The following is a 10,785-nucleotide window of genomic DNA, read 5'->3' on the forward strand; positions in this document are numbered from 1 at the left end:
GCTGAACAAGGTTTCACCCATGCTGCTGATGAGGACATGAACATGACAGATCTCTTCGAAAACCCCATGGGGCTGGCCGGCTTCGAGTTCATCGAGTTCGCTTCGCCCACGCCCGGTGTCCTGGAGCCGGTCTTCGAAGCCCTCGGCTTCACCAAGGTCGCCACGCACCGTTCCAAGGATGTGCACCTGTACCGTCAGGGAGACATCAACCTGATACTCAACAACGAGCCGAAAAGCATCGCTTCGTACTTTGCCGCCGAACACGGCCCTTCGGTCTGCGGCCTCGCTTTCCGCGTGCGCAATGCACACCAGGCCTATGCTCGTGCCCTGGAGCTGGGGGCCCAGCCGGTGGAAATCGAAACCGGGCCGATGGAACTGCGCCTGCCGGCGATCAAGGGCATCGGCGGCGCTCCGCTGTACCTGATCGATCGTTTCGAGGAGGGCAGTTCCATCTATGACATAGACTTCAACTACCTGGACGGCGTGGACCGGCATCCTGCCGGGGCGGGGCTCAAGCTCATCGACCACCTCACGCACAACGTCTACCGTGGACGCATGGCCTACTGGGCGGGCTTCTACGAGAAGCTGTTCAATTTCCGCGAAATCCGCTACTTCGACATCAAGGGCGAATACACCGGGCTGACCTCCAGGGCAATGACCGCGCCCGACGGCATGATCCGCATCCCGCTGAACGAGGAGTCGTCCAAGGGCGCCGGGCAGATCGAGGAGTTTCTCATGCAGTTCAACGGCGAGGGCATCCAGCACGTTGCCTTCCTGACCGATGACCTGATCGCCACCTGGGATGCGCTGAAGGCGTTGGGCATGCGCTTCATGACCGCACCGCCCTCGACCTACTACGAAATGCTCGAGGAGCGCCTGCCTGGGCATGGCGAGCCGGTTGGCGAGTTGCAGGCGCGTGGCATCCTGCTCGATGGCGCGGCCGATTCGGGTGACCGGCGGCTGTTGCTGCAAATCTTCTCCGAAACCCTGCTCGGCCCGGTGTTCTTCGAATTCATCCAGCGCAAGGGTGACGATGGTTTCGGTGAGGGCAACTTCAAGGCGCTGTTCGAATCCATCGAGCGGGACCAGGTTCGGCGCGGTGTGCTCGACGTCGGCTGACAGGCGGCCGGGCCTGGGCTCAGGCCCGGGTACCGGCCGGCATGCGGCGCTTGCGGATGATGCTCCAGAACGAGACCCCGGCGGTCAGCAGGCCGATCAGGACCAGCGACGGTAGGATGGACGGAATGGCCGCACGAATCTCCTGCTTCATGTAGCCAGTCGGGTAGCCGACCTCTACGGCATAGTCGTACTTGGTGGAACGCTGACTGGCCCGTTTTTCCGCCAAGGGCGGCTGCATGCCCGACTCATTGCTGCCAGTCGACCAGATCATCGCCTCGCCGAAGCGTAGAGCCACGGTCAAGTCGCTCTGGAACCCTAGCAGTTCGCTTCTCAGTACCTGGCCATAGGCCGTGACCAGCACGTCGTGCTCGCCGCCATCGAGGCGGTAGGCCAGAACGGGCAGCCCCGGGGACGAAGCGGAATCGAAGACCAGGCTCAGGCGGCGTCCCTGGGTGTCGGCCAGGTCCGTTGGCTGGCTGGTTTCACCTTGGATCGTGCTGCAGTAGGCGGTGCCACCGCGCAGCAGGACCAGCGAGCGAACCGCGGGATTACCAAGGACCGCCATATTGAGCTGGCTTACGGCCTGGTCGCATTCCAGGTCGGCCAGGTGCACGTTCCGGACGCTGACGTCGTGCAAGCCATCGATGAGCCTGTCGACGACATAGATGGCTTCGCGCAGGGTCACCGTGACATGCTCTTCGAGCTTGCGCTCGAACTGCAGGAACATCACCACCAGCCCGCAGACGATCGGCATGAAGCCAATGGCGGTGGCCAGCAACAGGTCAAGCAGGCTGCGCCCGGCTTGGGATAATCTGAACATGGTATCGGCTGCTCGCTTGGGTTTCGCCACGGGGGCTGCGATCGGGTGCTGAAAGCTTAGGCAGGCGCGACGGCAGGCACTGTAGGCCGAAGTGGCGTCGAGGCAAGGCGTTTGCCGAGCATGCAGTCGGACTTTTAACCGACGGTTTGTCCTGAACGAACTGCTAGAGCCCCTGCTGGACCAGCGGATCGTCGGGGTTCTGCTGCTCCAGCTCGGCGAGCAGCACCTGGACCTTCTGCAGTTGTCCGGTTTCCTTCCAGTAGTCGATGAGCAGCGCCCTGGCGCGACGATTGGCCGGCTGCTGGCCGACCAGGGTCTCCAGCTGCTTCTGCGCAGGCTCCAGTTGTTCCAGGCGATGCAGAATGGTCGCCAGGGCGTAGCGATAGTCGCCGTTATCCGGCTCCAGCTCGACCGCGCGCGAATAGGCCAGCAGTGCATATTCCACCTGGTCGTGACGGACCAGCCAGCGACCCAGCTCGTATTGCAGGAAGGCCGAGTCCGGGCGCAAGGCCAATGCCTTGGCCAGGACCTGCCGCGAGTCGTCATGCCGCTCCTGCGCTTCGAGCAGGCGAACCTGCAGGGCCAACGCTGGCAGCGCATCCGGAGCAATGGCCAGGCTGCGCTGCAAGGCAGCCGTGGCCGGCGCGAAGGCGCGCTCGTGCAGGTACAGGCGCGCCAGGTGAAGCTGCGCCGCGGCATCGTCAGGCCGGTGCGCCAGGGCCGCCTGGTATTGGTCAAGCACCTCTTGCAGAGGGCGGTAATACAAACCTACCGCATCCGGGTCCAGCCCCAGCAAGGCATCGGCGGCGGCAAAGCGTACGCTCTGCTGGCCATCTTCGAGCATCGGCCCCAGCACCAGGCTACGCTGTGCGTCGGATAGCAAGCGGCGGATGCTGCCGATCGCGGCGCGGCGCACTTGCGGGTCAGGATGCTCCAGGTCCTGGCGCGCCAGTTTCAGGGCCAGTGGCGAAGGATAATTGGGCAATTGCCCATGCAGTGCCACCCGACGCTCCCCAGGCAGGTCCTGGCGCTGCAGCTGCTGGTACAGCAGCCGCGCCGCGCCTGGCAGCCCATCGTGAGCCTGGCGCAATGCCTTGGCATAGCTGTGCGGCGGCAGCTTTGGCGCCTGCGGCGCCTTGTCCCGCCACAGGTAGCCGATCACGCCCGGGACGAGAATCAGGAGCAGGATGGCGATCAGGACACGGCGGCGCTTGTGCATCGGGCTTTCCATGGCGTTGGAGTCCGAAGCTTGCAGTCTTCGGGACCGCGCCGCAAGCCGCAAGCTTCAAGCGCCAAGCAGTTGCGTAGCGAAATCACCAGATGCAAAAGTCCATGTTTTGCAGGGAATTTGCAGACGCCAGAGGGCCCGCTTCGCTTGCAGCTTGCTCTTCAGCTCCCCCCGAGCGCCTTGTAGAGGGCGACGACCCCCCGATACACCTCCACTTCGCCGAGTGCCTGGGCATCCTCGGCAGCCAGGCGCTCGCGCTCGGCATCGAGCAGGACCAAATAGTCCACGGTGCCTTCGCGGTAGCGGATCGATGCCAGGTCCGCGGCCTTGCGGCTGGCTTCGCTCTGGCGCAGCAGTGCCATCAGGCGCTGCTGACGCTTGGCATAGTCGCTGAAGGCGTTGGCCGACTCCTCCAGCGCCAGCAGGACCTGTTGCTCGTAGTTGGCCAAGGCGCCTTCGGCGTTGGCCTTGGCGCCACGCAGCCGGGCGCGCACGCTGCCGAGGTCGAATGCCGCCCAGGTCAGGCTTGGTCCCACGGACCAGGCAGTGGCCGCCGAAGCACCGAGCTGGGAACCCCGCGCGGCAGTGAAGCCGAGAAAGCCGCTGAGGCTCACGCGCGGGAACAGGTCGGCGGTGGCGACACCTACCTCGGCGGTCGCCGCCGCCAGCTGACGCTCGGCACTGCGTATGTCCGGACGGCGACGCAGCAGCTCGCCTGGATCGCCAATCCGCAGGGCCTTGGCGATCGCCGGCAACTGCCGGGGCGACAGATCGACGCTCAAGGCTTCCGGGCGCTGGCCAAGCAAGGTCGCGATCCGATTGCGGGCGCGCACCTGCTCGGCCTGCAGCTGAGGCACGCTGGCCTCGACCGCGGCCAGGCGCGCGTCGGCGCGTACCACGTCGAGCTCGTTGCCGACCCCAGCATCACGCAGGGTTTCGGTGATCGAGCGCGAATCCTGCTGAGTCTTGAGGTTGGCCCTGGCGATTCGCTCGCGCAGCTGGGCACCACGCAATTGGCCATAGGCATCCACCAGTTCGGCGATCAGGCTGACTTGCAACTGCTGCAAGTCGGCCTGCGCCGCCTCCTCGCGGGCCTGACTGGCTTGTAGCTGGCGCTGGATGCGACCGAACAGGTCCAGCTCCCAGGCCATGTCCAGGCCCAGGTCGTAACGCTCGCTGTCGACCCGCTGGTCGGTCTGACCTGGGATCTGGCCCTTGCCGATGTCGCTGCTGGCCCGGCTGGTGACGGTCGGCAACGGGTCGTTGGCCACGTCCTCGCGGATGGCCCGAGCCGCTTTCAGTCGTGCGAAAGCCACGCGCAGATCGCGGTTGCCCGCCAGCGAAGCAGTGACCAACTGGTCGAGGACTGGGTCGTCGAACTGTCGCCACCAGGCACTCTGGAAGCGGCTGCGGTCGAAATCGGCGGCACTGGCGCCGACAGTCTCCAGACGCGCCGGCTCGTTGACCGGTGGCTGGTAGTCCGGACCCACCGCGCAGGCGGCCAGGGCCAGGGCGAGCAGGCTCGGGGCCAGGGGCTTGAGTGCATTCATGCCTGTTTCTCCAGCAGGGGCGCACGCTCGGCCCGAAGTGCCTGCCGACGCTCGACGAAGCGGCGGATCAGGAAGAAGAACACGGGTGTCAGGAACAACCCGAACAGCGTCACGCCGATCATCCCCGAGAACACCGCCACGCCCATGGCATGGCGCATTTCCGCGCCGGCGCCGGAAGAGAACACCAGTGGCACCACGCCCATGATGAAGGCGATCGAGGTCATCAGGATCGGCCGCAGGCGCAAGCGGCAGGCTTCGAGCACCGCGGCCAGCGGATCGAGGCCTTCGGCTTGCTTGTCCTTGGCGAACTCGACGATGAGGATCGCGTTCTTGCAGGCCAGGCCCACCAGCACGATCAGGCCGATCTGGGTAAAGATGTTGTTGTCGCTACCCGACAGGATCACCCCGGTGATCGCCGACAGCAGCGTCATTGGCACGATCAGGATCACTGCCAGCGGCAGGCTCCAGCTTTCGTACTGGGCCGCCAGGACCAGGAAAGCCAGCAGCACGCACAGCGGGAAGACCAGCAGGGCCGTGTTGCCTGCCAGGATCTGCTGGTAGGTCAGCTCGGTCCACTCGTAGGTCATGCCGTTGGGCAGCTCGCTGTCCAGAAGCCGCTCCATGGCCGCCTCGGCCTGGCCGGAGCTGTAGCCCGGCGCGGCGGCGCCGTTGATCTCGGCGGTGATGAAGCCGTTGTAGTGCATCACTCGGTCGGGCCCTGCAGTGTCGCTGACCTTGAGGAACGTCGCCAGCGGGATCATCTCGCCACGGTCGTTGCGCACCTTCAGCTGGCCGATCTGTTCGGCATCGAGACGGAACTGCTGCTCGGCCTGGACGTTGACCTGGTAGGTGCGGCCGAAACGGTTGAAGTCATTGGTGTACAACGAACCGAGATAGATCTGCAGGGTATCGAAGATATCGTCGATCGCCACGCCGTGGGTCTTGGCCTTCTCCCGGTCGATGGCAGCGTCGACTTGCGGCACGTTCACCTGATAGCTGGTGAACAGCCCCGCCAGTTCCGGGACCTGCTGGCTCTTGGCGATGATGTTCTGGGTTTCCTGATACAGCGCCTCGTAACCGAGATTGCCACGGTCCTCGATCTGCACGCGGAAGCCACCGATGGTGCCCAGCCCTTGCACCGGGGGCGGCGGGAAGATCGCGATGTAGGCATCCTCGATGTCGGCGAACTGGGCATTGAGCGCGGCCGCGATGGCTTGCGCCGACTGGCTGGGATCCTTGCGCTGGTCGAAAGGCTTGAGCGGGGTGAAGACGATGCCGCTGTTGGGGCTGTTGGTGAAGCCATTGATCGACAAGCCGGGGAAGGCGACCGAGTCGGCCACGCCGGGTTGCTTGAGGGCGATCTCGCTCATGCGCTTGATCACCGCCTCGGTGCGGTCGAGGCTGGCGGCATCCGGCAGCTGCGCGAACGCGACCAGGTACTGCTTGTCCTGGGCCGGGACGAAGCCTGTCGGGGTCGAGGAAAAGCCCAGGTAGGTCAGGCCCATCAGGCCGGCATAGACGAACAGGGCGACCGTGCTGGAGCGGATCACCCGGCGCACGCCGCCCACGTAGCGATGGCTGGCGCGCTCGAAGAAGCGGTTGAACGGCCCGAACAGCCAGCCGCCGAGCAGCCGTTCGAGCAGGCGCGAGAAACGGTCCTTGGGCGCATGATGGTCCTTGAGCAGCACCGCGGCCAGCGCTGGCGAGAGGGTCAGGGAATTGAACGCCGAAATCACCGTGGAAATCGCGATGGTCAAGGCGAACTGCTTGTAGAACTGTCCGGTCAGCCCGGAGATGAACGCTGCCGGCACGAATACCGCGCACAGCACCAGGGCGGTGGCGATGATCGGCCCGGTGACTTCGCCCATGGCCTTCTGGGTCGCCTCCAGCGGCGCCAGGCCAAGGCCGATGTTGCGCTCGACGTTCTCCACCACGACGATGGCGTCGTCGACGACGATACCGATGGCCAGGACCAGGCCGAACAGCGACAGGGCGTTGAGCGAGAAGCCGAACAGGTGCATGACCGCGAAGGTGCCGATCAGCGAAACCGGCACGGCCATCAGTGGAATGATCGAGGCGCGCCAGGTCTGCAGGAACAGGATCACCACCAGGACCACCAGCACCAGCGCCTCGAACAGGGTATGCACGACCGCTTCGATGGAGCCGCGCACGAACACCGTCGGGTCATAGACGATGCTGTAGTCCATGCCTTCGGGGAAGTCCTTCTTCAGCTCGGCCATCTTCGCCCGCACCTGGTCGGAAATCTCGATGGCGTTGGAGCCGGGGCGCTGGAAGATCGGTATCGCCACGGCCGGCTGGTTGTTCAGCAGCGAGCGCAGGGCATACTGGCTCGAGCCGAGCTCGACCCGGGCGATATCCTTCAGGCGGGTGATTTCGCCGTCGCTGCCGGCGCGGATGATGATGTTCTCGAACTCTTCCTCGCTGACCAGGCGGCCTTGGGTATTGATCGACAGCTGGAAGCTGGCCGAGCCAGGCGCGGGCGGCGCGCCGAGCTGGCCGGCGGCGACCTGGCGGTTCTGCTCGCGGATCGCCGCTACCACATCGCTGGCGGTGAGGTTGCGCGATGCGGTCTTGTTCGGGTCGAGCCAGACGCGCAGGGAATAGTCGCCCATGCCGAACAGCTGCACGTCTCCGACGCCGCCGAGCCGGGCCAGTTCGTCCTTGATGTTGAGGATGGCGTAGTTGGACAGGTAGAGCATGTCGTAGCGGTTGTCCGGGGACGTCAGGTGCACGACCATGGTCAGGTCAGGCGAGGCCTTGTCGACGGTGATGCCGATGCGCGTGACTTCCTCGGGCAGCTTGGGCTGGGTGCGGGTCACCCGGTTCTGCACCTGGACCTGGGCGTTGTCCAGGTCGGTGCCCAGGGCGAAGGTGATGGTCAGGGTCAGCTTGCCATCGGCGGTCGACTGGGAGGACATGTAGAGCATGTTCTCGACCCCGGTGATGGCCTGCTCCAGCGGCGCGGCGACGGTTTCGCCGATCACCTTGGGGTTGGCCCCGGGGAAGTTGGCGCGCACCACCACGGTCGGCGGCACCACCTCGGGGTATTCGCTGATCGGCAGCTTGAACAGCGCGATGCTGCCGGCGATCAGCAGCACCAGGGAAAGCACGGCGGCGAAGATCGGCCGGGTGATGAAGAATCTGGAAAAGTTCATCGGTAAGGTCCCTTAACCGCGTGGTGCCTGGGCACTGGCGAGTTTCACGGCGCTGCCGGCGCTGGCCGGATCCGGGTTGGCGGCCTGCAGGGCCTGGCGCTGGCGAGCCAGGGCGGCGAGCGTGGCCTGGCTGGCCATCGGCGTGTCCTGAGGGGTGACGGTGGCGCCGGGACGTACCCGCTGCAGCCCCTTGACCACGATACGGTCATCCTTGTGCAGGCCGCTGCGCACGATCCTCAGCCCCTCGAGCTTGGGCCCCAGTTCCACGGGCCGGTAGGCGGCCTTGTTGTCCTTGTCCATGACCAGTACGAATTTCTTGCCGAGATCGGTGCCGACCGCTTCGTCGTTGATCAGCACCGCTGAATAGGTGGCGCTGCCGACCAGCTTCAGGCGCGCGTAAAGGCCCGGGGTGAACTGCCCGTCGCGGTTGTCGAAGACGGCGCGGCCGCGGATCGTGCCGGTGCGCGGATTGACCTGGTTGTCGACGAAGTTCATCCGCCCCAGGTGCGGGTTGCCGCTTTCGTTGGACAGGCCCAGGTACACCGGGGTGGACTGGCCGCGCTGGCCATCGCGAGCCAGCTGGGCGTACTTGAGGTAGACGCGTTCGTCGGCGTCGAAATAGGCATACACCTTGTCGGTCGATACCACGCTGGTCAGCGGCGTGACATCGGCAGTGACGATGTTGCCGGCGGTGAACTGGGCTCGACTGGCCCGGCCGCTGATCGGCGCGGTGACCCGGGTGAAGCTCAGGTTCAGCCGCGCCAGGTCCAGCTGGGCCTGGATCGCTGCCACGGCGGCACGGGCCTCGGCGGCGGCACTGCTGCGCGATTCGGCCAGCTCCGCGGAGATCGCGTTGCTGCTGCGCAGGCGCTCGCCGCGACGGGCTTCGTTTTCGCTGCGGGTGGCCGAGGCACGGGCTTGCTGCAATTGCGCCTCGAGCCGGCGGACTTCGGCCTGGAAAGGTCGCGGGTCGATCTGGAACAGCAGGTCGCCCTGCTTGACCTGGGCACCTTCGGTGAATGCCACGCGATCGATCTGCCCCGATACCCGTGGGCGCACCTCGACGGTTTCCGGTGCCTCCAGGCGCCCGGTGAATTCGTCCCATTCGTTGATCGGCTGTTCGATCACCTTGGCCACGCTGACTTTCGGCGCGATGGGCGCCTGGGCTACCTCGGGCGCACGACCGCAGGCGACGAGCGTCGCCACGGCCAGTGCGGCGAGTGGGTAACGCAAAGGGGTGAGTGAGTGTTCCATGGGAAGAATCGCCAGTGTCGGTAGAATGGGCGAATTCTGCGCGGGCCGTGGGGCCGGAACGAATCGAAACAGCCGAAGGTTATTATCGACGGCAATGATGAATACTCAGGTAATCATGCCTCCCAGACATGAAAGGCGCAGGACACGCTGCCCGATTTGCGTCCACAGAAGCAAACCTCTATATTTTGCATCTCTGGATCAGGCGAAAACATCATGTCGACAGTTCAGCAAACACAGGCCACCAACAGGAACCAAGGCGCGGTCGGCCTGCGTGCGGCGCTGCGCATCCTGGAAAAGTGGAACGCCTCCAGCGAGCAAGCCTGCGGTATCCTGCGTATTTCCCGCAGCACCTATACCCGCGCCCGGCAGGCTGGCCCTTGGAGCGTCAGCCTCGACACCGACCAGATGCAGCGCATCAGCCTGGTGCTCAATATCCATGCCGCCCTGCGGACGCTATTCGACAACCCGCAGAACCTCTATGGCTTCCCCGGCCTGGCCAACCACAATGCCTTCTTCAACGGGCGCAAGCCGCTGGACATCATGGCCCAGGGCGACATGGTCTCGCTCTACGAGACCTTTCGGCACATCGACTCGTTGCGAGGCGCCCAGTGGTAAGGCCCGAGGACCTGCCGAGCCTGCCTGGCGAGCAGGTCCAGGCCTACCGGCTGGTCAACTCCAAGTTCCCGCCCATCGAGCTGTTCGATGATGTCGCCGATGCCACGGAATTCGAGACGCTCTACCAGATCCAGGCGCTGACCAATCCGCGACTGCTCAACCAGGTAGGGCGACTTGAGCTGATCCCCTTGGCTGCCATCCCGTTCGGTATCCCTGGCTGTGCCTACGCCGTCGCGCCGTTCACCCATGTCAATCCGGCCGGTTCGCGCTTTGGCGATGGCAGTCATGGCGTGCTGTACCTGGCGGACACGCTGGAAACCGCGCTCGCCGAGGTGCGACATCACCAGCAGCTTTACTGGGCCAGGGTCGAGGGCCTGGGGTTCGAGCGCTTCGTGTTTCGTGGCTTGCGCTGCAGCTTCAGCGAAGCCGACCTGCGCGATGCCACCCACTTGCCTTCCGACCATCCGATCTACCTGGCCGACGACTACGCGCCGGCCCGCGCGCTGGGACGCGCGCTCAAGCTCGCCGGCGTGCCGGGCCTGCGCTACCGCTCGGTGCGGCGGCCAGGGCAGACCTGCTGGGGCTTGTTCACCCCGCGACCGGTCGCCTCGATCATCCAGTGCGCGCATTACGAAATGATCTGGAACGGCTGCATCACCAGCGTCAACCGACTTTCCATTGCCTGAGCAGCGGTGAACCTGCCAGGCAGCGTGCGGCCTCGCCACCGCAGCACTAGCTGGCAACCTTTCGGCAAAGCGCGAGAGCGCAGGGCGCGTAACCACTGGCAAGACCATGGCCACGCGCCCAAGGCGGGATCAGCCGTCGGATTGCTCCTCCGGCGGTACCTGGCCCGCAGGCCAGTCCGGGCCTTTTTCCTCGGCCGGATCATCCGGATGCGGCACCTTGTCGCCGGGATTGTGCGGGATTTCGTCGACGTAGGGATCGGGCGGTGGTGTAGAGTGGGTTTGCCTGGGGTCGGCCATGGCGGATCTCCTTCGATGAATGGATGTCCTGCTCGCGTTA

9 protein-coding genes are annotated in these 10,785 nt (G+C 65.2%); 3 read left to right on the top strand and 6 right to left on the bottom strand.

The features are described from left to right. The first annotated feature begins 42 nt into the window (after positions 1 to 42). Positions 43 to 1,119, top strand: a complete 1,077-nt coding sequence (gene hppD / locus ACY8GK_RS04960) for a 4-hydroxyphenylpyruvate dioxygenase (RefSeq protein WP_462402473.1) — start codon at positions 43 to 45, stop codon at positions 1,117 to 1,119. Positions 1,120 to 1,138: 19 nt separating this feature from the next. On the opposite strand, the gene ACY8GK_RS04965 is transcribed toward hppD, so the two are convergent. The 5 genes from ACY8GK_RS04965 to mexE form a co-directional block, all read right to left on the bottom strand. After that, positions 1,139 to 1,939 carry a CSS-motif domain-containing protein gene (locus ACY8GK_RS04965; protein ID WP_462402474.1) on the bottom strand — a complete coding sequence of 267 codons (801 nt, stop codon included), beginning with the start codon at positions 1,937 to 1,939 and terminating at the stop codon, positions 1,139 to 1,141. A gap of 163 nt (positions 1,940 to 2,102) precedes the next feature. Further along, complete coding sequence (locus ACY8GK_RS04970; protein WP_462402475.1) at positions 2,103 to 3,158, bottom strand: tetratricopeptide repeat protein; 1,056 nt, start codon at positions 3,156 to 3,158, stop codon at positions 2,103 to 2,105. Between the two features lie 170 nt (positions 3,159 to 3,328). Next, entirely contained in the window at positions 3,329 to 4,717 is a 1,389-nt protein-coding gene (locus ACY8GK_RS04975; RefSeq protein ID WP_462402476.1) for an efflux transporter outer membrane subunit, read from the bottom strand. Continuing rightward, on the bottom strand, positions 4,714 to 7,893 hold the full coding sequence (locus ACY8GK_RS04980) for an efflux RND transporter permease subunit (RefSeq protein WP_196174798.1): 3,180 nt from the start codon (positions 7,891 to 7,893) through the stop codon (positions 4,714 to 4,716). The genes ACY8GK_RS04975 and ACY8GK_RS04980 overlap by 4 nt, the downstream gene beginning before the upstream one ends. 12 nt (positions 7,894 to 7,905) lie before the next feature. Continuing rightward, positions 7,906 to 9,147 carry a multidrug efflux RND transporter periplasmic adaptor subunit MexE gene (mexE, locus tag ACY8GK_RS04985; protein WP_196174797.1) on the bottom strand — a complete coding sequence of 414 codons (1,242 nt, stop codon included), beginning with the start codon at positions 9,145 to 9,147 and terminating at the stop codon, positions 7,906 to 7,908. A gap of 213 nt (positions 9,148 to 9,360) precedes the next feature. Between mexE and ACY8GK_RS04990 the strand changes: the two genes are divergently transcribed. Then, on the top strand, positions 9,361 to 9,762 hold the full coding sequence (locus ACY8GK_RS04990) for an antitoxin Xre-like helix-turn-helix domain-containing protein (protein WP_230375317.1): 402 nt from the start codon (positions 9,361 to 9,363) through the stop codon (positions 9,760 to 9,762). After that, positions 9,756 to 10,448: an RES family NAD+ phosphorylase gene (locus tag ACY8GK_RS04995; protein ID WP_462402477.1), complete on the top strand. Its 693-nt coding sequence runs from the start codon at positions 9,756 to 9,758 to the stop codon at positions 10,446 to 10,448. Before ACY8GK_RS04990 ends, ACY8GK_RS04995 begins: the two co-directional genes overlap by 7 nt. A 129-nt stretch (positions 10,449 to 10,577) precedes the next feature. Here ACY8GK_RS04995 and ACY8GK_RS05000 read toward each other — a convergent pair whose 3' ends face one another. Continuing rightward, on the bottom strand, positions 10,578 to 10,745 hold the full coding sequence (locus ACY8GK_RS05000) for a hypothetical protein (RefSeq protein ID WP_196174795.1): 168 nt from the start codon (positions 10,743 to 10,745) through the stop codon (positions 10,578 to 10,580). Between the last annotated feature and the right edge of the window lie 40 nt (positions 10,746 to 10,785).

The sequence above is a fragment of the Pseudomonas sp. Marseille-QA0332 genome, from assembly GCF_054950175.1.

What these genes read in the sequence shown, in the direction of transcription:
- hppD (WP_462402473.1), top strand. Translation starts at nt 43, where the DNA reads ATGACAGATCTCTTCGAAAACCCCATGGGGCTGGCCGGCTTCGAGTTC.
- ACY8GK_RS04965 (WP_462402474.1), bottom strand. Translation starts at nt 1,939, where the DNA reads ATGTTCAGATTATCCCAAGCCGGGCGCAGCCTGCTTGACCTGTTGCTG.
- ACY8GK_RS04970 (WP_462402475.1), bottom strand. Translation starts at nt 3,158, where the DNA reads ATGCACAAGCGCCGCCGTGTCCTGATCGCCATCCTGCTCCTGATTCTC.
- ACY8GK_RS04975 (WP_462402476.1), bottom strand. Translation starts at nt 4,717, where the DNA reads ATGAATGCACTCAAGCCCCTGGCCCCGAGCCTGCTCGCCCTGGCCCTG.
- ACY8GK_RS04980 (WP_196174798.1), bottom strand. Translation starts at nt 7,893, where the DNA reads ATGAACTTTTCCAGATTCTTCATCACCCGGCCGATCTTCGCCGCCGTG.
- mexE (WP_196174797.1), bottom strand. Translation starts at nt 9,147, where the DNA reads ATGGAACACTCACTCACCCCTTTGCGTTACCCACTCGCCGCACTGGCC.
- ACY8GK_RS04990 (WP_230375317.1), top strand. Translation starts at nt 9,361, where the DNA reads ATGTCGACAGTTCAGCAAACACAGGCCACCAACAGGAACCAAGGCGCG.
- ACY8GK_RS05000 (WP_196174795.1), bottom strand. Translation starts at nt 10,745, where the DNA reads ATGGCCGACCCCAGGCAAACCCACTCTACACCACCGCCCGATCCCTAC.